This window comes from Flaviaestuariibacter flavus (assembly GCF_004337505.1).
GTDB lineage: Bacteria > Bacteroidota > Bacteroidia > Chitinophagales > Chitinophagaceae > Flavisolibacter > Flavisolibacter flavus.
This window is the reverse complement of record NZ_SJZI01000050.1, coordinates 273,471-294,832: the sequence shown is the minus strand read 5'-3', so window position 1 is coordinate 294,832 and position 21,362 is coordinate 273,471. Positions and strand designations below refer to the sequence as shown.

The 21,362-nt window shown below is 59.2% G+C and carries 12 protein-coding genes; 3 read left to right on the top strand and 9 right to left on the bottom strand.

The genetic code is table 11. From position 1 onward, the window contains the following. Nucleotides 1-26: 26 nt before the first annotated feature. The 7 genes from EPD60_RS15305 to EPD60_RS15275 form a co-directional block, all read right to left on the bottom strand. On the bottom strand, nt 27-1,298 hold the full coding sequence (locus EPD60_RS15305) for an acyltransferase family protein (protein WP_131450387.1): 1,272 nt from the start codon (nt 1,296-1,298) through the stop codon (nt 27-29). 151 nt (nt 1,299-1,449) lie between these two features. Then, entirely contained in the window at nt 1,450-1,674 is a 225-nt protein-coding gene (locus EPD60_RS15300; RefSeq protein WP_131450386.1) for a hypothetical protein, read from the bottom strand. A 257-nt stretch (nt 1,675-1,931) separates the two neighbouring features. Next, nucleotides 1,932-2,957: a PorP/SprF family type IX secretion system membrane protein gene (locus EPD60_RS15295; protein ID WP_131450385.1), complete on the bottom strand. Its 1,026-nt coding sequence runs from the start codon at nt 2,955-2,957 to the stop codon at nt 1,932-1,934. 8 nt (nt 2,958-2,965) lie between these two features. Then, nucleotides 2,966-9,616 carry a PKD domain-containing protein gene (locus EPD60_RS15290; RefSeq protein ID WP_131450384.1) on the bottom strand — a complete coding sequence of 2,217 codons (6,651 nt, stop codon included), beginning with the start codon at nt 9,614-9,616 and terminating at the stop codon, nt 2,966-2,968. A gap of 146 nt (nt 9,617-9,762) precedes the next feature. Next, nucleotides 9,763-11,139: a dGTP triphosphohydrolase gene (dgt, locus tag EPD60_RS15285; RefSeq protein WP_243647850.1), complete on the bottom strand. Its 1,377-nt coding sequence runs from the start codon at nt 11,137-11,139 to the stop codon at nt 9,763-9,765. A gap of 136 nt (nt 11,140-11,275) precedes the next feature. After that, on the bottom strand, nt 11,276-12,529 hold the full coding sequence (locus EPD60_RS15280; RefSeq protein WP_131450383.1) for a DUF4407 domain-containing protein: 1,254 nt from the start codon (nt 12,527-12,529) through the stop codon (nt 11,276-11,278). Nucleotides 12,530-13,005: 476 nt separating this feature from the next. Next, a complete protein-coding gene (locus EPD60_RS15275) occupies nt 13,006-14,265 on the bottom strand; it encodes an alpha-amylase family glycosyl hydrolase (RefSeq protein WP_131450382.1) in 1,260 nt (419 codons plus the stop codon). Between EPD60_RS15275 and EPD60_RS15270 the strand changes: the two genes are divergently transcribed. Then, on the top strand, nt 14,234-15,652 hold the full coding sequence (locus tag EPD60_RS15270; RefSeq protein ID WP_317126068.1) for a 4-hydroxy-3-methylbut-2-enyl diphosphate reductase: 1,419 nt from the start codon (nt 14,234-14,236) through the stop codon (nt 15,650-15,652). The genes EPD60_RS15275 and EPD60_RS15270 overlap by 32 nt on opposite strands. A 68-nt stretch (nt 15,653-15,720) precedes the next feature. Here EPD60_RS15270 and glgP read toward each other — a convergent pair whose 3' ends face one another. Continuing rightward, nucleotides 15,721-17,391, bottom strand: coding sequence for an alpha-glucan family phosphorylase (gene glgP, locus EPD60_RS15265; protein ID WP_131450380.1), 1,671 nt, complete (start codon nt 17,389-17,391; stop codon nt 15,721-15,723). An 82-nt stretch (nt 17,392-17,473) separates the two neighbouring features. Continuing rightward, a complete protein-coding gene (locus EPD60_RS15260) occupies nt 17,474-18,448 on the bottom strand; it encodes a hypothetical protein (protein ID WP_131450379.1) in 975 nt (324 codons plus the stop codon). 77 nt (nt 18,449-18,525) lie between these two features. Between EPD60_RS15260 and EPD60_RS15255 the strand changes: the two genes are divergently transcribed. Both EPD60_RS15255 and EPD60_RS15250 read left to right on the top strand, forming a co-directional pair. Then, nucleotides 18,526-20,415 carry an Nramp family divalent metal transporter gene (locus EPD60_RS15255; protein ID WP_131450378.1) on the top strand — a complete coding sequence of 630 codons (1,890 nt, stop codon included), beginning with the start codon at nt 18,526-18,528 and terminating at the stop codon, nt 20,413-20,415. A gap of 47 nt (nt 20,416-20,462) precedes the next feature. Beyond that, a complete protein-coding gene (locus EPD60_RS15250) occupies nt 20,463-21,362 on the top strand; it encodes an alpha/beta hydrolase (RefSeq protein WP_131450377.1) in 900 nt (299 codons plus the stop codon).

Below are 21,362 nucleotides of genomic sequence, written 5' to 3'. Positions count from 1 at the left end.
CTCCTTTTTTTATATCAATTGATCGGCTACTGACCAACAGGCGTCACCGGTGCCAATACCCGCACCTGCCCGTCTTCGGCTGCAGGCGGCACCGGCAGGGGCTTGAGCCCGCGGTTGCCGGTAAGGATGCCGAACACCGGGGGTGCCAGCTGCTTCAGCAGTGCGCCCAGCGCGATCGCGGCCAGTATGATCACCGAGGGCAATAACAGGTACGTAGCAAGCCGGTAATACCGGAAGCCTTGCAGGAGTCGATGCACCGGGTCGATCATATAGGTGATCAGCGGCACATGCAGGGCATAGATCATAAACGACTGGTCGGAGGCGTGGCGGAACCAGCGGCGCTGCAGGCACCAGGCGGCGAGGCGGTCGGCGCCAAACCAGGCGACCAGCATCCCGGAGGCCACCACCACCTTGTGCAGCAGCCAGATCGGCGCTCCGATCGCGAAGGGGTTGCGGAAATCGCCGTAGAAGGCCAGGATCGTTTTGGTTACCGCCAGTCCAACGAAAAGGCATCCGAAAACGGGCATCGAGAACCAGCGTGGTGTCTTCGAAAGGTCCTTGCCGCGCTTGCACAGCCAGATGCCGAGGCAGAAAGGAAGGAGTCCTTCGCTATCGAGCAGGATCTCCCAGGGGCCGTGGAGCCGGAACAAGGCCTGTCCCAGCGGTGTACCCGGCCCGGCGATCTCACCGGCGAGGTTGAGCATGCCCACCGGTGTGAAGACCCACAGCAAGGTGACATACGAAAACCAGGCGGCGCTGGCTTTCAGCGACAGCCAGCGAAGCACCGGGTAGACCAGGTTGAGGATAAAGAGACTCCGGAGAAACCAGAGCTGGTAGCTCACATTGGTGCTCAGGATCGTATCGCGCCATTCGCGCCAGCCGAACTGGTTCCAGTTCTTATTGGTTGGCTGCATGTGGATGTTGCTGACCGACTGGTGGGTGAAGGACCAGTGAAAAAGGCCATAGGCGATGAGTGCGCCGAGCGCCGCCCAGAGCAGCAGCGGAATGGCCAGTGTGCGGAAGCGCTTCCCGATGATACGCCAGTAGCCTTTGCTGTCGCCCAGGGCAAGCAGGTAACCTGAAATAGCAAAAAGCATCGGGATGCGGAAACGGAAAAGACCATTAGCGGTGAGGTACTCGAAGAACGTGGTCACCGTCATCTTCTCCTGCACAAAGGTGAAGGGCTGCAGGTAACGGTCGTTCAGGTCGTAGCCGTGCACGAACACCAGCAGCACCATCGACACAAAGGAGAAGAACCGCATCTTGCGGCTCCATTCGGGGCGAAGCAGGGATTGCATGATTGTGGGACGCCGTGGTCAGTAGCGGCGTTACACAAATGTGTTCTTTTTCACCGGAACGGGCCGGCCTTCCGGGATGGATCCACCGGATTGTGGGATGGACCGCCCGAAAGCGTTGTCCTGCCGGTAATGGGGATGAGCTCAGGAGATTTTACAGGTAGCGGAAAACCGATTCGCGATAGCGCTCCAGGTCGTCGAGGGTGGAAAATTCATCGAATGCATTCCTGCGCCCCTCGCGGTCGCTGCGCAACAGTATCACCCGCTCCCCGTTCACAATCGTGCTTTTGGCGCGCTGGAAGATGCGCTCCAACGCATCCGTATCGCGGATCGTTTGCCATTCTTCCACCTGCGTCACATCGATGATATACTCCTGCATGGCGCAAATGTATCGTGAAACGGGAAACGGGAATGCTATGCTGGCGTGCGAAGCGACAGCGAAGCTGTCATTGCGAGCGAAGCGAAGCAAACTCCCTGACCTTGATACGGGTCCTGGCCGAAAGTGTCTCAATGCAAAAGGTCCCTGCGGCTGTGAACACCCTGCGTAAATCAGGAGTTTGCTTCGCTTCGCCCGCAATGACGCCAAAGGCATCGCTTAAGCGACGCCTTTGGCTGTTTACGATTTCCGGCTCACGCCTAAAGGCTTACCGGGCAACGCAGCTTGTCCGCCGAGCTGTTCCGGATGTTCAGGAAGTTCTTGTAGCTGAGCGTGAGCTCGAAGCCGCCCTGACCGCCGTTGCCGCTCTTGAGCTTGCTCACGGTGGCATCATACGAAAGACCGATCGACCATTGGTAGTAATCCAGCTTGATAACGGGAGCGATCGCGTCGTTGAGGCGGTACATGGCGCCCGCGCCGAGGGTTACGGTCTCGCCTTCGTCGCCAAGGGAGCGCAGGTCGTGGCGGAAGATAAAGCCGCCCTGGGCCTGGCTATGACCGCCCTGCACAAAAAGATCGCCGTACACAACGAGGTTGTCCGACTCGCTCGTCGGCACCGATAGCCCCGCGTTGAACGACACCTTGCTGTTGAGACGCACATCATTGGCCGGGTTGAAGGCGACGCGCGGCTGGTTGAAGTGATAGAAGGAGCCGCCGACATAATACCTCACATCGCTTCCGGCCTCGCTGCTGTACGCGATGCCCACACCCGCATCCCAGTAAATGAGATTGGTGTTGGTAAAGGATTGCCGCGTAGGATTGGCGGGGCTGTACGAACCGTTTACAAACTGGTCGTCGAAATGCAGTCCCGTCGGGTCGAAGCGTTGCTGCACGATGCCGCCGATAAAGCCAACCGACAGGTATGCATCGCGGTCGGCGCTCATCGACTTATGGTAAGCCAGCACCGGCAGTAATTGCGTCTTGCCCATTTTGGAGTCGCCCGCAACGTCGTTGGTAACCTGCATGCCGAAGCTCATATAGTCGTCGGAATTAACGCTGACGCCGAACTTCGACTCGGCGCCGAGGGCCTGCGTCTTGTATGCCGCCGTGGCGCTGTTCCACTGGCTGCGGTAGGCGGCGGCCACCCGCACATCGCCCCGGAAAGTACCGGTAAGGGCGGGGTTGCGGAGCAAGGGCATCTCGTAGAACTGGGAGAAGTTGATGTCCTGCCCGAATGCGGCCGCATGCAGCAGAAGCCCCCCTGTGAATACCAATAGTTTTTTCATACAGTTAGTTATTTTAATACCGACACGTTGCCTTTGTAAGTGAATGTGGTGCCATTCTCGCAGATCACTTCCGCGGTATACACGAATACATCCGGCGGGGTTACCACGCCCTTCACCTTACCGTCCCAGCCGAAAGTGGGATCGTTGGGGTTGAAGTTGGCGCGTTCAAAAACCACCTCGCCCCAGCGGTTGAAGATGCGGAAGGATTTCACCTGGACGATGCCGGAGCCACGCACCATCAGCACGTCGTTGATGCCGTCGCCGTCCGGAGAAAACGCATTCGGGATATAGGCCTGCGCTTTTTCGCAGAAGGTGCGGATGTTGAGTGTGTCGGTGGCCACGCAGCCATAAGCGTTCGCCGCCGTCACCACGTAGGTCATGGCATTGCGGATGGTGGCTGTGGGTTGCGGACAGGTGGTGCAACTGAGGTCGGTGCCGGGTGTCCAGAGCCAGCTCGTAACCGGTCCTCCGGTGACGGTGCTTGTGAGCGGCCTGATCGTGCCCGCAGGCAGCAACAGGTCGGGGCCGAGGTTGACGCTCGGATAAGTGCCCACACCGATCGGGATGGTTGCCGAACGCGTGAAGCAGCTGTTGGTGCCCGTCACGGTCAGGGTCCACTCACCGGGCAGCGAAGGTTTGAATACCGGGTTCGGGCAGGTGGTGCAGCGCAGGTCGGCCGGGTTCGGTGTATTGGCGCTCCAGGTGAAGCTGGTGGCGCCGCTGGCAAAGAGCTGCAGCGAATCGCCCAGGCAAAGGCTGTCGCTGGCCGGGCGCACCGTCAGCGTGATGGGCTGGATAACGGTCACCACCGTGCTAGCCTGTGCCGAGCAGCCAGCGCTGTTGGTTACGGTCAGGATATAGTTAGTGGTCGAATCGGGACTAGCTACCGGGTTTCCGATGCCGGCATTGTTGAGGCCGGCAGACGGCGACCAGCTATAGCTGGTAGCACCCGTGGCGCTCGAGTTGATCTGGACGGATCCGCCGCGGCAGATTGCGGGCGGGTCAACGATCGAAACGGTCGGCGACGGGTTGATGGTGAGCGGGTTGCTGGTGAGCACACGCGTACAGCCATTTACAGTTGAAACAGTGAGAGTGATGGTGTAGACACCCGGCGTTCCGAAAACCGGGCGGAACCGCGGTCCCGTGCCGTTGACACCATTGCTGGTGCTCCACTGGATGTTGGCGATGGGGTCTGCAGAATTGGTCACCGCCTCGTACAGCAGCTGCTGGCGGGCACAGCCGGTAAAGCCCGGGGGCTCGCTCATCGTCACGTTGGGCGTGTTCCAAACAGCAATCGGGAGGTCGCGGCGCGTGGTATCGGTACAGCCGCTATTGCTGGTAACCACCATCATTACATTAATTGTTGCCGAGTTGAAGAGCGTCAGCGACGGCGATGCGCCGGTAGCAGTACCGTTGCCGCCGCCAAAGGTCCACCGGATGGACGCTTTGCCGAAGAAGGCGGCCGATGTATCCTGGAAGTTGATGCGGGTGCTGTCGCAAAACTGCTGGAAGGTGGCAGTGAAGCCTTTCACCATCCGCTCGATGCGCACAGAATCCACGCCGGTCAGCACTACCGCGCAGCCACCGCCATTGAGCGTCACCTTAGGCAGGTAAACGCCCGCGCTGGGGTATGTGTAATTGATCGACGGCGCAGTGGTGGTTTGGGTAACGGCATTACCGAAGTCCCAGGTGTAGCTCGTTGCACCAGCGCCGGCCACATCGAGCTGAACACCCTGGCCGTTGCACTTGTAGCCACCGGTGTAGGTGAGCGTGCCCGAAGGACCGCCGACCGTGATATTCCGGGTGCTGGTGAAGGTGCAGCCACCCGCGGTGCTCACGCTCAGGGTTACCGCATAAGTGCCTGAATTGTTGAAAGTATGCGACACGGTATTCAGCGAGGAGGTATTCGCCGCGCCCGAAGCCGGGTCGGCAAAGTTCCAGAGCACCGAAGTATTCGGCGTCGTATTGTTGGTGAAGTCAACAGTAAAGGGAGCGCAGGCGCTGGAGGTTCCCGACACCGTCATCGAACCGGTTTGCGTGGCGCCGATGGTCACATCCATCTGCGTGCTGTCAGTGCAGGTTACAGTACCGCCCGCGTTCGTATTGAATGCAATCAGGCGCACGGTATAAGTGCCCGCCGCATTGAACGGCACGCTCGGGCTCTGGGCCGAGCTGGTGGTCACCGTAGTGCCGTTAATGAACTTCCATAGGTAGTTCGTAGCGCCGGTGGAGTTGTTGGTAAACGTGATCGGGTTGCCCACGCAGGCGGTGAGCGAACTCGGTGTGAACGCAGCCGTCGGCTTCGCATACACAACAATGTCCACGAAACCGGTAGTGTCGGAGCAGTTGTTGGTGCCGCGCAGCGTTACGTGGTAGGTGCCCGGTGCATTGAAGATATGTTCGATCGAATCGAGCGGGTTCGTGGTATTCACGTTCGGGCTCGGCGGATCGTTGAAGTTCCAGGTAAAGGCCGTACCGCCCGGCGAGCTGTTGTAGAACATCACCTTATGCGGCGCGCAGCCGGCCAGCTGCGAAGAGCTGACTGCCAGGTTCAGGTTCACTGAGTTGGGCTGCACCGTCACGTCGATGGTGCGTGTATCCATGCCGCAACTGTTGTCGGCGGTGAGCGAAATGGTGAAGGTGCGGAGCGAGCCCGTGGTAAACACGTGCTGGATCGGCGCATTGGAAGTGGTCACCGTGTTCGCAGAGAGATCGCCCCAGTTCCAGGTGTAGGTGTTGCCGGCGCCAGAAGTGTTGTTGGTCACCGTTACCGTTAGCGGCGAACATCCTGTGACCGGGCTCGGCACAAAGGAAGCGACAGGCGCCGGGGTGATGATCACGGTGTCGATGTTCGACTGGCCACCGGTTGGCGACGGACAACGCGGAGAACGCACGATGCGGCGGAAATAGGTGGTTTGCGTCAGCACACCCGGTGCGAAGTTCTGCGAATTTGCCCCACCCACAGGAGTCCACACGGCACCATTGGTGCTCGACTCCCACTGGAACGTCAGGGGTTGCGAGGGCGAACCGCCGTTGGGCACCGAGCCGGTAAGCGGCGCGGGCGCCGTGTTGATACAAATCGTCTGGTTCCCCGAGATCGTGTTGTTCGAAATCGGGTCTTCTACCCACACCTTGATGGTATCGCTGACGGAGGAGCAGCCGCCGATGGTCACAAGGCGGCGCAGCCAGATGGTCTGCGAGGTGCTGAAGTCGAACGAAACCGAGTTGGCGCCTGGCACAGTGGTAAAGCCGGTGCCCGTAAGGCTGCTTTCCCACTGGTATACCGGCGGGGTATTGTTGCCGCCGGAAGCGGCGGGTGAATTGGAATTGTAAAGTGTGTTGGAGCAAACCGAGTCGATGCGGGCGCCGATGACGTTCACGATGGGCTTGCCTACCGGGATGATCCCCACGACGGTGTCGCGCTTCAGGCAAAGGGCATTCACCGGGGCCACGATAAACTGCAGCGCCACATCATCCTGCAGGTTGGTGAGGGTGATGGCAGGTGTGGCGTTCGCTTGGTTTACCCAGGGGTTGGTGGCCAGAGGCGCATCCTTGCGCTCCCAGCCAACGATGTTTCCGGTATAGCCGGAAGCGTTTACGGTCACGCCGTTGTTATAGCAAAGCGGCGTCAGCGGTGCCAGGGTGCCGGCAACCGGCTGGCGCACGAGGCGGATCACCAGGGTGTCACGTGAGGGGGTGCAGCCCGCGTCGTTGGAGATCGTCCAAACCAGCGTTACAACACCCTGCTGGAGACCGGTTGCAAGGCCCACGCCATCAATAGTGGTGACGGGCTGGCCGGGGTTATTGATCGAAACCGGCGTGCCGATAGTGGTCTGGCTGGCAACTTCCGTCCACATACCCAGTTCCCAGGGATGGGTGGTGGGATTGCCGCGCAGCGGCAGCGTAGGCGAACCGCCGACATATCCGCAGATCAGCGTATCGGGGCCCGCGTTTGCCGTAGTCGGCAGCGGACGGTTCAGCACCGTTACCGTATCGCTCACCGTATTACAGATGCCGGTGCCGGTAACGGTCCACTTAAACTGGTAGGTATTGAGCGGTGTGAGGCCGGTGATGGTGGTGGTTGGCGAAGTGGGGCTGGTGATCGTCGCGGCGGGGCCGGTGCTGATCTGCGTCCAGGTGCCGGTGGTGCCGGATGCCAGCACCGCGGCCATGGTGGTAGATGTTGCGTTACAGAGAATCTGGTCGTCGCCCGCGTCGATCGGCGGCGTCGGGTTCACCGTGATGGTGAAAGTCCTGGACGGGCCGCTGCAGGTAGTGCTTACCGGGGTAACGGTGATGGTGGCCACCTTGGGTGTGTTGCCCGTATTGATAGCCGTGAAGGCCGGGATATTGCCCGTGCCGCTGGCCGCAAGACCAATGGAAGGATCGCTGTTGGTCCAGTTGAAAGTGAGCCCTGCCTGGGCGCTGGTGAAATTGGTTGCCGGCGCTGTAAGCGTGTTGCACACCACGATATCCGCGGGCTGGTCAACCGCAGGCGTCGGGTTCACCTGTACGGGCTGGGTAACCGTTGTGGTACCGCATTCGTTGGTGACATCGAGCTGGATGCTGAAGGTGCCCGGGTTCGGGTAGGTTGCAGTCGGTGACTGAAGGGTGGACGTCGGGGTTGCAGCTCCGGTAAATGTCCAGAGGTAGGTTTCGGCCGTGCTGGAAAAGCAGTTGTTGACCGCGGCCACCGGGCTGAATACACCCGGGCAGATCGGCGCGATGGGATCGAAAACCACGTTGGGCTTTGCCTTCACGGTAACGGTCTTTGTGGAGGTATTGGAGCAGGTGTTTCCCGGAGGGGTTACCTTAAGATCGATGGTGTACACACCGGGATTCACAAAATTGAAAGCCGGGTTGGGCGAGTTGGCCGCAGTGCCGCCGGTAAAGTTCCAGTTGCTGGTGGCAGGCTGGCAGTTCACAGGGTTCGTATAGCTGACCGTCCACGCGAAGGTATTCGGGTTGCAGTTGGCAGGTGCCGTCAGGTTGGTAGCGGTAACGGGTACGGGCCCGCAGCCCGCCAGGGTGCTCAGGGTGAAGTCGGAAACCGGCTGCCCGTTCACGCAGATCGTCTGCACAATTTCATCGGTGCCGCAAAGCTGTGTGTTACCAACCTGGAGGCGCACCTGGTAGGTGCCGGGAGCGGTAAACACTACGTTGAGCGCATTGGAACCGCCGGTCCAGAAGGCCGGGTCGGACGAACTGTTGGTGGTTCCGGTAGCGCCGGTGACGGTCCAGCCGGTGGCCGGCGTGATTGTCCAGACACCTTTGCCGGGGGTGCAGACGCCGTTGCTGACGCTGCTCATGTTACCGGAGGTGTTGACGATATTGACATTGATATTGGTACAAACCGTATCGTTGGGACCGATGCTCATGGCAGCCTTCGGCTTTTTCGAAACATAGATCGGCACGATCGAGGCGCTGGAGGAGCCGCAGGGGTTCGTGGCGCGGATGGTGGCCGAGAAAGCGTTCTGGTAGGTGGTGGTTCCGCTCTGGCTGTTGGTGCCACACGAAGAGAGGTTGAACGTATGGCTGATGCTGGCCGGGGCCGGGTGGCTGAAGTTGATCGGCGCGGAGCCATCGTTAAAGGAGACCGTATAATTCGTTCCGGGCGAGTTGGAGCCCGTGCTCGTGATCGGAAAGGTCAGCGCGCTTTCCGAGCAGGTAATGGTGTTGCCCGGGTTGCTCAGGCCCACCGCGGGGTTCGATCCGACAAAAACCGTATAGTAGCCGGTGTCGCGGCAGTTAGACCCGTTGCCTGGGTCGAGGAAGCTGACTATGAACTGCAGCGTCCAGGTGCCTGCTGAATAAGAATGGTTGACGTTGGTCATGGTCGTGCCGGTAAAATCCGGCGTTGCATCGCCCCAGATGATCCGGTAATCCAGGTTGGTTGCCGCGGTGCTCGACTGGTTCTGAAAGGTAAGCGTCGCGCCCGTGGAAGTACAGGAAGTGAATACCGGGTTGCCGTTGTAAACCACCAGCCCGGTTCCGCCAAGCTGCGTGCCCGGAGAAACGGTATTGACCGTTTTGGTAACCGAGTCGATACAACCGAGGTTATTGGTAGCATAGAGCTTTACCGGGAAGGACTGGTTGCCGCCCAGCGCCGAACCTGCAAACCAGTGCGTGGGGTCGGAAGCCGCGGTAGTATTGGCCGCCCCGGAGTTGGGATCGGCAAAATTCCAGCTATAGGTATTGCCCGCCCCTGCGGTCAGGTTGGTGAAGGAAACAGGCGTGCTGCTGCATTGATTGTTTACCGAGAAACTGAAATCGGGCACCGGCTTGGAAAAACCAACGACGGTCAGCGTCGGCCAGTTATAAGTATCCGGCCCGTTCACCACGATCACGCTGTAATCGCCTGGGGTAGCGGTTACCAGGATGGAGTCGGTGGCTCCCGGAACCGGTGTGCCGTTGAGGGTCCATTGGTAGGTGGAATTCTGCGGGCTGTGCAAAGCGTGCAGGGTGATTGTCAGGCCGGGACATACGCCGGCAGGTACCGGGCCGGTATGGCTGATGCTGTCGGTGGGCACAAAGTCGGGGGATTCAACAGGATGGCCCGGGTTCGGGCCATGAGCGTTCGCATAGGAGTCGCTGGCGGATTGCGCGTTGCCGCAAAAGGCAAGCAGCATTCCAAGCCCGAGGGCAAGAATTTTCTTCATGTCAGCAATTAGTGATAGTATACGTTTATCCGGGACGGTTGCGAAACTAAAAATAAGGGAAATTGCTCAATCGGGGCCCGGATAAACAGTGTAAAGGGCCGCCTCAACCGGCAGGAAAGGCGGCCGTATTGTCGGGTAGCCAACCCTCAGCCGTGCACCGGCGTCGATATCCCTTTCAGCCGACGGTAGATCTCGGTGGCATACTCGTCGGTCATCCCGCTTAGGAAGTCGAGAGCGTTGAGTATCTTCTCATAGCCGGTGCCGGCTTCACGGAACTCAGTAAGCTGGTACGGAAAAAGGCGCAGGATGATCGACGCCCGGTGGCCCGGCGCCTCCTGCAGTAGTGCCGGCACCAGCAGCTGCAGCATCTCCGACATCACATTGTAGCCCGCGAGCTCTATTTGCAGTACCGTGTCGTGCCCGTAGATCTTCTCCACGCTCAGGCGCCGTACGGTTTCAAAGCATTTGGTTTCGTCGTGCAGGTGGTCGATGAGCGTATCGTTGAAAGTGCCGGCAAGAATCGCCTCCCGGTTGTCGAGAAAGATGCGGCTGCAGGCCTGCACGAGCCCGTTGATAACCCGGGCGCGCAGGAAGGCGATGCCTTCATTGGTATCCGAGATATCGTCATAGTGCTTGCGGGTACGGTCTTCGCCCGTGGGTCGGACGGCCTCCCACACTTCGAAAAAGGCATCGCGCACCTCCGCGGTCGACAGGATGCCGAGGCGGTGGGCGTCTTCCATATCCACGATGGAATAGCAGATATCGTCGGCGGCCTCCACGAGGTATACAAAAGGATGACGGCGAAAGACGACCGGGTCTTCGCCTTCGGCGATCATATTGCAGCCCCGCATTACTTCGAGCACGGTTTCCTTTTCGCTCTGGAAAAAGCCATACTTCTTGCGGTGCTTGTATTTTTTGTCCACGCAGACGCTTTCGCAGGGATATTTCAGGATCGAAGCAAGGGTGGTGTAGGTGAGGCCAAATCCGCCGCGGAAGCGCCCTTTAAAAGAATGGGTGAGGATGCGGATGGCGTTGGCGTTGCCTTCGAAGGTGGTCAGGTCTTTCCACTCCCGTTCGTTGAAGAAGCTACGCAGCTCCTTGCCGTCAATGCACGTTTTTTCATTGTCGATAAACCAGGCGGAGATCGCCTTTTCACCCGAATGCCCGAAGGCGGGGTTGCCGATATCATGTGCCAGGCAGCCCGCCGCGATGACGTTGGGCAGCTCGTAGCGGTAAAACTCGTACACGTCGTCGTTGCCCTTGTAGGCGGCCGAGATCGCCTCCCCTACCATCTTGCCCAGCGAGCGGCCAACCGAAGCCACCTCGAGGGAGTGCGTGAGCCGGTTGTGCACAAAGGCCGTTCCCGGCAGCGGGAACACCTGCGTTTTGTTCTGCAGGCGGCGGAAAGCGGAGGAAAAGATGAGGCGGTCGAAGTCGCGCTGAAACCCCGAGCGCGGCCCCTCCGGTATCTTGTCGGTGCCGGTGCGGCGGTGGGTGAAGATCGTGTCAAAGGTCATCGCCATAGGGGCGAAGATAAGACCCAGGATCTCTGATGTCCGATCTCAGATCCCAGATTTGCCTCCGGCTATCAACGAACAACGGAAGCCGATGTCTTCCGTTGTTCGTTATCGTTTCGATCTGAGATCCGAGATCTGAGATTTACATGAGGTTCTCATCATCCACCTGGTAGTTCTTCCGGATCTTCCGCAGCACTTCATCCATCGAGGCGCGGTAGTCTTTGGCGTTCCATTCGCCCCGCTCCCACTTGTCCAGCTCCTCGTCGATGTGCTTGCGCTGCAGCTCGGTGAGCTTGTCCACCAGCTCGGTCGACAGCGCGCGCTGGCGCTCGTAGAACTTTTTCTTCTTATCAAACAGCAGGTCGCGGCCCTTGAACATCGCGTTTTCATCGGCGGCCATCTGCAGCAGCTCCTCACGCGCCAGTGCGATGTCGTAAGGCCCCACCGGCATGATCAGTTTCGAAAGGATCGGGCCCGTTTCGAGCAGGATGATCAGCAGCGATACCATCAGCGTCGTCCACCATACGCTCGGCTCTTCGTCGGAAAGATCCGAAAGGGCTTTGTTGCGCTCGAGAAAACCCAGGTTGGCACCGGCCGTAGCCTCGTAGCCGCGGCGTTTGCCTTCCATGCCGTTGCGGGCGTCGGCGATGAGCGAGTCCTGCGTCCGCAGGGATGCGGCCAGCTGCGCCAGCTCGGGGGTGTACTGCGCCTGCGCGGTCTGCCAGGCATTCATCTTCAGGCGGGTCAGCTGCTCGATGCCACGCCGCCCCGAGCCGCCGGTGCCGTCGGCTTCCTGCACATACGCGTTCTGCAGCACGCGGAGCGAATCTTCGAGGGAATTGCGGCGCGCCACGATCCGTCCGCGCTCCGCTTCGGCCGAAGCCACCTGCGCCTTCGTTTCCATGGCCAGCAGCGAGTCGTTGCGCTGGATCTTGCGATGGGTATTCTCCACCATCTTTACGTTGATCTCTTTTTCGAAAATCTTCAGCTCCAGGGGCCGCGCGATGGTGACGCCGATGAGCAAAGCCAGGAGTATCCGCGGCACGGCCAGCAGGAACTGGCGGCGCTTCGACACACCATACTTCCGCATCGTGCTCACCAGGAAGCGGTCGAAGTTGAAAATGATGAGGCCCCAGAGCAGGCCGAAGGCAACGGCCCAGCCCCAGTGGTTAAAAACGCTGTAGATGGCATAGCCCGATGACAGCGCTGCGAGTACCAGCGTCGCCAACAGTATGCCACCGAGGCCACTGTACTTGATCGATTCGGACGGGTACTGCTTCAGCAGCTTGGTGTGCGCACCGGCGCACCACCACAGGAAGTTGCCGCCCGTGCCGCTTTCCGATCCTTCAAAGGCATCATAGCTGTAGGCACGCTGCTGCGTGTTGTTTTCAGACATAGGTTCCCGGTTCTTTTAAGTTGAACGAATGGCGGTTGAAGTTGAACGGGCGCTTTCAAAAACGGGGCAGCGGAGCTGCGTAGTATACAAACCTAGCAATTTAACGTGCAAGCCCTGCGCCACCGGCAGCGCTTTGGGATGAAGGGGCCGGATTATGGGATAAACGAAAAGGTCCCGCCGGGGCGAAACCTTTTCTTTCGATACTTGCACCACAATCGTTTTTTAAAAAAGAGGTGGGAGCGCATCCCACCTCTTTTTCTTAATCACCACGAAAAACCAACACGCCCTCAATGTACGGTTGTACGCCCATCAATAAGATCACTCGTGTTTCAGGGTCCGTACATCTCCGGTCGCGTTCAACATATTATATCCCAATTCCATACCAGTTTATCCACAGCGGAACACAGCCGGGCTTCGCCACCTTCGTATGTAGAAGCTGCACCTCGGGTGTGGTGGAAATGTGAAACAAAAACCCCTTAGAATGCCTGCACCAGGAAGCCCCAGGGCGAAAGTTGCCAATGCCTGTCGGTGTCGGATCTGCGCTGTGCACCGGTGAACGCATCACGGTACCGAGCAGCGGGCCCATCACCGGCCAGCGAAAAAACCTGCTGGCGCGGCGTGAAGTTCAAAAGTACCAGCACCCCGGTGTCGCCCGCCTCCCGTACGAAGGCGAGCACGCCCGGCCCGGCAGAGCTTGCCAGCACCCGGCAGGGAGCATCGGCGGCGAGTGCTGCCGATGCACGCCGAAGATCCAGCAGGGCCTTATAAAAATAGTGCAGCGAAGGCAGGTCGTCGATCCAGCCGATCGGGTCTTTTTCAAAGAATTCGAGCCGCTTTTCGTTGGGGAGCTCCTGGCCGCTGTAGAGGAGCGGGATACCGGCCCAGGTGCAGCTGAACACCGCCAGCAGCGCGGCCATGGGACCGTATTTTTCAAACTCGGTACCATTCCAGCTGTTTTCGTCGTGGTTGGCCGTAAACCAGGCGGGCAGTCCGGGCGCCTCGCGGTAGCGATCGAGCAGCGCCAGCAGTGCCGGCAACTCCAGCCGTCCCTGGTAATATTCCTGGGCGGCATGCATCCAGCTCCAGGTATAGGCCGCATCGAAAACCTGCATGTACTCCGGGTGTGTCAGCGCGTCGAATTCACCGAGCCAGAAGAGCGGCCGCACCGCGTCGAGCGCCGCTTTGGCTTCGATCCAGAAACCGACCTCCACCCAGAAGGCCAGGTCGCAGCGAAAGCCGTCGATGCCGGTCGCCTCCACCCAGAAACGCATGGCGTCGATCATGGCGCCGCGCATTTCGGCATTACGGAAGTCAAGCTCCACGATATCATCCATGCCATGGGCCGGCACCAGCCCGCCCCACTCGTTGCGCTCGTACCACTCGGGGTGCTCCCGCGTCCAGCGGTGGTCCCAGCCGGTATGGTTGGCCACCCAGTCGAGGAGCACGCGGAAGCCCATCCCCTGCGCTTCCTGCACGAGCACCTTCCAATCGTCCAGGGAACCGAACTCTTCACTGACCGCCGTGTAGTCGGAGCAGGCATAATAAGAGCCCAGCGATCCTTTTTTCCGTTCCTGCGCGATGGGGGTGACCGGCATGAACCAAAGCGTTTCCACGCCCATATCGCGGAGGCGCGGGAGGTGCTTCCGGAACGCTTCAATAGTGCCCTCGGGCGTATACTGACGGAGGTTTACTTCGTAGACATTGGTGCGGAGAATCCAGGATTTGTCAGGGCACATAAAATATCGAATATCGGATAACGAATATCGAATAACGGGTTGTTTTCAGTATGCACCAAAGAAAGTGGCCCTTAGAAGGAGCACCTGGGCCGTTTTCGATATTCTTAAATCGATATCCGTTATTCGATATTCGAACCGGAGCGGCGTAAATTTGTCCCGCATGAAAACCTTCGATGTTCCCATTGCCTATCGCTCCCCGCTGATCTCCGCCATCAAGAAGCAGCGCAAGGAGGCCGACCGCATGAAAAAGGACTTCACCCCTACCCTGCTCGACTTCGGGCCGGTGCGGGTGTACCTGGCGCGGCATTTCGGGTTTTGCTACGGCGTGGAGAACGCCATCGACATTGCCTTTCGCACGGTGGTCGAAAACGAAGGCAAACGCATCTTCCTGCTTTCCGAGATGATCCACAACCCACAGGTGAATGCCGACCTGCTGGCAGCCGGGGTGCGCTTCCTGCAGGATACAAAGGGCAACCCCATCGTGCCTTTCGAGGATCTCACTTCCGACGACATTGTGCTCATTCCCGCCTTCGGCACTACCCTCGAAATTGACAAGCGCCTGAATGCGATCGGCATCCGCACCGAGCAGTACAACACCACCTGCCCCTTCGTGGAGAAGGTGTGGAACCGCTCCGAAGGTATCGCCCAGAAAGGCTACAGCATCATCATCCACGGCAAGCCGAAACACGAAGAAACACGCGCCACCTTTTCGCACGCCGCCAAGGACGCGCCTTCGGTGGTGGTGAAAGACATGCAGCAGACCCTGGAGCTGGCGAAGTATATCACGGGCGAAAAGCCCGCATCGGAATTTTACACCGAATTCAAAGGCCAGTTTTCTGAGGGCTTCGACGTGGAGCGCGACCTGCAGCGCATCGGCGTCGTCAACCAGACCACCATGCTGGCCTCCGATACACAGGCGATCGCCGACTACCTGCGCGACGTTATGATTGCCAGATACGGCCTTACCGACAGCGATGTGCGCACGCGCTTCGCCGACACCCGCGACACCCTCTGCTATGCCACCAACGACAACCAAACCGCGGTGCAGGGCATGCTGCAAACACCCGCTGACCTCGCCATCGTTGTCGGTGGCTACAACTCGTCAAACACTTCCCACCTCGTGGAGCTTTGCGAGGAAGCGCTGCCGACCTATTATATCAACGAGGAATCCAAGCTGCTTAACCGCAACACGGTGCATCATTACAACTTCCACAACGGCACCGAGCACATCACTGAAAATTATCTCCCCGAAAAAGAGCCGCTGACGGTGCTGATCACCAGCGGCGCCTCCTGCCCCGACGCAGTGGTGGAGGGCGTCATCCGGAGACTGGTTTCGTTTTTCCCGGGAAGTAAATCAATTGAAGACGTGGCGACTCAGTTTGCATAGAGCAGGCGAAGTCTCAATAACGACAAAAGCCCCCGCCGATGGCGGGGGCTTTTGTCTTATCAGGATAATCATCCTTTAAACGGACGATTGTACAAAAGGTTGTAATACTCTTCGGCCATCCGGTTGGAGTCGAACTGCAGCTGTACGTCGCGCATGCCGTTCTTTACGATCTGGCGCCAGGTGTCGTAGTCGTCGTAGTACAGGGGCAGGATCTGCTTCTGCAACACTTCATAAAGCTGGTCGAGGTCATACTGGTCCTGCTCCTGCGTGCTGATGCGCGTGTAGTCGATCGGCGGCACGATGAAGCCGTTGTTGCCGGGATGCACGAACTCGGGGATCCAGCCGTCGTTGGTGGAGAAGTTCACCGCGCCGTTCATAGCGGCGGTCATGCCCGAGGTACCGGAGGCCTCGCGCGGAACACGCGGGTTGTTGAGCCAGCAATCAGCGGCCTGCTTGAGACGCTTGGAAAGCCCGAGCTCATAGCCGATGAGCACGGCCATGTTCTTGTAATTCTTGCTCAGGTGCACCAGCTCGTTGAACTCCGAGATAGCCGGGTAGTCGACCGGGTAAGGCTTGCCCGCCCAGATGATCTGCACCGGGTATTTCGAATCGGCCATGAGCTTGTTGAAACGCTCCAGGTCGCGCGTGATGAGGTTGGCGCGCTTGTAGCCGGCGAAGCGGCGGGCCCAAACGATGGTGAATACATTGGGATCGAATACCTTGCCCGTCTGGTCGGCCACGAGCTCGAAGGCGCGCTTCTTCATCCACTTCTTGCGGTCGTCGAAGCCGGCGTCGTTACCGTCCTCGCGGAAGCGGTACAGCGCCTTGTCGGCCCAGTAGCGCCAGTTCTGCGCGTTGGTCACCGAAAGGATCTCGCAGATATTGTCATACTTCGCCCACATATGGCGGCTCACTTCTCCGTGGAGCTGCGACACGCCGTTGGCGATGCGCGCAAAGCGCAGTGCGGCCAGCGAGTGGTTGAACTGGTCGTCGGGCATGCCCGTGAGCTGCTTTACCTCTTCGACGCTGAGGCCGCAGAAGTAGCTCATTTTGTGACAGAGATAGATATCGTGTTTTTCGTTGCCGGCCTCCTCGGGAGTGTGCGTTGTGAACACAAGCCGCTTCTTCACCTCCTCTGCCTTGCGGTTGAACTTGTTGTACAGGTAAAACGCCGCCGAAAGTCCGTGCGCTTCGTTGAGGTGATACACTTCAGGATGGAAGCCGATCTCGTCGAGCAGCTTGGCGCCGCCCACACCCAGCAGGATGAACTGCGCCACCTTGGTGGCCACGTTGGCATCGTAGAGGCGGTGCGTGATGGTTTGCGACACATAATCGTTCTCCGGGATGTCGGTGGTCATCAGGAACATCGGCGCCGACTGGAACACGTTCGGCGGCAGGTACATCACCTTCACCCACACCGGGTGCTCGTGCACGGTGATCTCGAACTTGATGCCGGTATCTTCCAGGAAGGAATAGATCTTTTCATGCCAGGTCACCTGGAGAGTCTGGTCCTGGTTGCGGGCCTGGTCGTAATACCCGTATTTCCACAGGATGCCGATCCCGACCAGGTTCTGGCGCAGCTCGAAGGCCGAGCGCATATGCGAGCCGGCAAGAAAACCAAGGCCGCCGCTGTAGATCTTGAGAGGCTGGTGGATGGCGAACTCCATGGAGAAATAAGCCACGCGTTTTTTGTATCGGTCGTCAATAGGATATGGAACCTGGAAGGAGCGAAAATTCATTGTTGATAGCTTTCGTTTTAGGCACGCAAGATAAGGATTTGAAAAAAGATCGTGTATTTAAGACACGAAGCGGTCCGGTAAGCTACTTCTTCGCCTTTCTGGAAGACCCGCTTTTCGCCGAAACGGCTTTTTTGCGCGGAAAATTGCCGTCGAAGATGCATTTTACACCCCGGTGTGATCCGCAGCCCTCAGTTTCGCGCAGCGTAACGGAGTTGCCCGAGAACTGGAGTTCGAGCACGCAGGGATCGCCGCCCTGCCGGTATACCGCGGTGCGCGAGGAAGTGAGCAGGGCCGTGCCTTTCAGCTCGCCGGTGCATTTATCGTCACCGGTACCTTTTTCGAAATGAATGAAAAAATTGATCTCGCTCGGGTTGCGTGCGTCGCGCACCGAAACGAAGTTGCGCTCGTTTTTCACATAGTCGCCGGCAAGCGGGTGCTTGCGGGCAAAGGTGTCGATCGGGTTGAGCACGTCCTGCCGGTCTTCCAGCGGGTCGGTCATGATCAGCGTGAAGCTATTGGATTCCGGTGTATAAACGAATACCTCACGCCCCTCGCCCATCAAATCCTTCTGGATCTTTTTGCTGATGCTGCGGGTAATTGCGCCCTGTTTGTCAATCAGGCTGGCCTGCGCAGTGGCAGGATCGCTATCGGGAACCAGCAGTGGAAATACGGTCTTGTACGCCTGCTTCTTGTCGAACACATACAGCAAAGCCGCGCTGCGCTCGCCCGAGGCGGCACGCACCACGAGGAAATTCTGGTCGGGCGTCGCAATGCGCGCCAGCGGTTGGTAACGTACGTTGCCGGAACCCAGCAGCGGGCGTTTCACCGAGTCGGGCAGAAGGCTCACGAAGTCGGGCCGGCGCAGCATGGCGGTGTCCGCGTGACGGGCTAGTGCCGTATCGGTAACCTGGTAGGGCAGTTTTGCTTCCGGGAAGCTGTTCGTAAAGTTTTCAAAGGTCGTTTCCTTGCCACCGACTTCAGGGGCTGTGCCTTCCTTTCGTCCGTCCGAGCAGGCAGCGAGCCCAACCAACAACAAAACATATCCAAGCCGATGCATAATTGATATTTGGTGTAAATAAACAGAAAAGCCGCCAATGGCGACGCCGCCGGGCTGTGCGCCCCTATTTTTGTTACATGATGACCACGAAGAGCGACCAGTCGCTTAGTGAAGTGCATGGCTCGGTCGACACGACTGCGACGGCCGGCAAGCCGCTGTGGCGCCGCATCGCTTCCTTTTTCGGACCGGCCTACCTTGTTTCCGTGGGTTACATGGACCCGGGCAACTGGGCCACCGACCTGGCCGGTGGCAGCCAGTTCGGCTACAAGCTCATTTGGGTGCTGCTCATGAGCAACCTGATGGCGCTGCTCCTGCAAAGTCTTTCCGCCCGCCTCGGCATCGTGCGTGGCCGCGACCTGGCACAGGCTAACCGCGAAACCTATCCCAAGACCATCAACGTCTTTCTCTATATCCTCGCCGAGATCGCCATCGCCGCCACCGACCTGGCCGAAGTGCTGGGCATGGCCATTGGCATCCAGCTGCTCACCGGCATTCCCCTGCTCTGGGCGGTGCTCATCACCTTGTGCGATACCTTCCTGCTGCTGCTGCTGCAACGGCTCGGGATGCGCAAGATGGAAGCCTTCATCATCACGCTGGTGGCGATCATCGGCATCTCCTTCCTTGTGGAGATCATCCTCGCGAAACCCGTGCTGTCGGAAGTGGCGAAGGGCTTCGTCCCTTCCATTCCGTCCAAGACAGCGCTTTATATCGCCATCGGTATCATCGGTGCCACCGTGATGCCGCATAACCTGTACCTGCACTCGGCGCTGGTGCAAACGCGCAAGTTCAAACGCGACGATGCCGGCATCCGACGTGCGCTGCGGCTTAACTTCATCGACAGCACCATCGCGCTCAACGCGGCTTTCTTTGTCAACGCGGCGATCCTCGTGCTGGCAGCCTCCGCCTTTTATTACAAGGGACGCACTGATGTGGCGGAAATCCGCCAGGCTCATACCCTGCTCAACGAAATGCTCGGCTCCAGCCTTGCGCCCATGCTTTTTGCCATCGCCCTCATCGCAGCCGGGCAGAGCTCCACCATCACCGGCACCCTCGCAGGGCAGATCGTAATGGAAGGCTACCTGCGCCTGCGCATCAACCCCTGGCTGCGCCGCCTGCTCACGCGGGTGGTCGCTATCGTGCCGGCTGTGATCGTGATCCTGATCAACGGGGAGGATAACATCGACGCCCTGCTGGTGCTGAGCCAGGTGGTGCTGAGCCTGCAACTGGGCTTTGCCGTGATCCCGCTCATTCATTTTGTGAGCAACAAGGCGCAGATGGGCGTCTATGCCGTAAAGGCGCCGGTGCAGATCGCTGCATGGCTCATCGCCGCGGTGCTGGTGTACCTCAACCTGCGGATGGTGGTGGAACAAATGGGTGACTATTTCATGCGGAGCGAAAACTTATTCGTCAAGGCCCTGATGGTCCTCGGGCTGCTGCTGTTCGTGGCCTTGCTGCTCATCACGATCGTCTACCCCATGCTGCCCCGGCGCAAGACGCGCCCCCTGTTGCCAATGCACCGCCATACCGACACCCTGATCGGGCCCGCCATCAAACCCACATACAAAACGATCGCGCTGGCGCTCGACTTCAGCCGCTTCGATGCCACCCTGCTGGGTCATGCCCTCGGCCATGCCTCCGAAGGCACCCGCTTCGTGCTCATCCACGTGGTGGAAAGCGCCACCACGCGCATACACGGCAGCGAGACCGACGATATGGAAACCCGCAACGACCTGGCCCAGCTCGAAGGCTATGCCGAGCAGTTCCGCTCCCGCGGCTTTACGGCCGTGACGCTGCTTGGCTACCACAGCCGGGCCCGCGAGATCGCGCGCCTCGTAAATGAGTCGGGCGCCGAGCTGCTCATCATTGGCGCACACGGCCACCGCGGCATGCTCGACTGGATCTACGGCGAAACCATCGACAGCGTACGCCATGCCCTCAAGATCCCGGTGCTGATCGTCAGCGCCTGAGCGAATTGCTGGTGTCCGGTATCTGATGTCTGATTTATTTTCGGGCGATGAAATACGGCTTCCTCGTCCTGTCTTTCTTTCTGAGCCTCCTCCGGTGTGCGGGTCAGCTGCCCGGGGTTTCGAGTGGGCGGATCGTGCGGATCGATTCCTTTCCCTCGCGGTATGTAGACTCGCGGAACATTGATGTATGGCTGCCGCAAGGCTATCCTTCGGCAGGACGCTATGCCGTTCTTTATATGCACGACGGGCAGATGCTTTTCGACAGCACCATAACCTGGAACCACCAGGAATGGATGGCCGATGAAGCCGCGGCGCGCCTTCAGGCTACCGGGCAGGCGATGCCATTCATTATTGTCGGAATACCAAACAACGGCAAGTGGCGGCGCAATGAATTCTTTCCGGAAAAAGCGGCTGCCCTCCTGCCGCACCCGGCCATCGATTCATTGAAGTCCGAAATGAACGGCCCTTTTCTCGCCGACCGCTACCTCTCTTTTCTCGTAAAAGAACTGAAGCCTTATATCGACAGGAAATTCAAAACCAATCCGGACGCGGCGCATACGTTCCTCGCCGGCTCCAGCATGGGCGGGTTGATTTCCCTCTACGGGCTTTGCGAGTACCCGGGAGTATTCGGCGGCGCAGCCTGCCTTTCCACGCACTGGCCCGGAAGCCTGAAGCGCAGCAGCAGCCCGATCCCGGCGGCATTCCGCGGATACCTGGCCAAAAAGCTGCCGAAGCCGGGCACCCGCCTGCTGTACATGGACCACGGCGACAAGACACTTGATAGCTTTTACCTGTCGCTGCAACCGGCGGTTGATTCACTGGTGGCCGCAAAAGGATATCGGCCGCCTTTCTTTACATCTCACTTTTTTCCGGGCGCTGATCACTCCGAGCGGTCCTGGGCATCGCGCCTTGAGGTACCGCTGCTCTTCCTGCTGCGCCGGCGTTAA

Bases quoted from the DNA above. Each gene is read 5' to 3' on its own strand.
- EPD60_RS15305 (WP_131450387.1), bottom strand. From the start codon at position 1,298: ATGCAATCCCTGCTTCGCCCCGAATGGAGCCGCAAGATGCGGTTCTTC.
- EPD60_RS15300 (WP_131450386.1), bottom strand. From the start codon at position 1,674: ATGCAGGAGTATATCATCGATGTGACGCAGGTGGAAGAATGGCAAACG.
- EPD60_RS15295 (WP_131450385.1), bottom strand. From the start codon at position 2,957: ATGAAAAAACTATTGGTATTCACAGGGGGGCTTCTGCTGCATGCGGCC.
- EPD60_RS15290 (WP_131450384.1), bottom strand. From the start codon at position 9,616: ATGAAGAAAATTCTTGCCCTCGGGCTTGGAATGCTGCTTGCCTTTTGC.
- dgt (WP_243647850.1), bottom strand. From the start codon at position 11,139: ATGGCGATGACCTTTGACACGATCTTCACCCACCGCCGCACCGGCACC.
- EPD60_RS15280 (WP_131450383.1), bottom strand. From the start codon at position 12,529: ATGTCTGAAAACAACACGCAGCAGCGTGCCTACAGCTATGATGCCTTT.
- EPD60_RS15275 (WP_131450382.1), bottom strand. From the start codon at position 14,265: ATGTGCCCTGACAAATCCTGGATTCTCCGCACCAATGTCTACGAAGTA.
- glgP (WP_131450380.1), bottom strand. From the start codon at position 17,391: ATGAATTTTCGCTCCTTCCAGGTTCCATATCCTATTGACGACCGATAC.
- EPD60_RS15260 (WP_131450379.1), bottom strand. From the start codon at position 18,448: ATGCATCGGCTTGGATATGTTTTGTTGTTGGTTGGGCTCGCTGCCTGC.
- EPD60_RS15255 (WP_131450378.1), top strand. From the start codon at position 18,526: ATGATGACCACGAAGAGCGACCAGTCGCTTAGTGAAGTGCATGGCTCG.
- EPD60_RS15250 (WP_131450377.1), top strand. From the start codon at position 20,463: ATGAAATACGGCTTCCTCGTCCTGTCTTTCTTTCTGAGCCTCCTCCGG.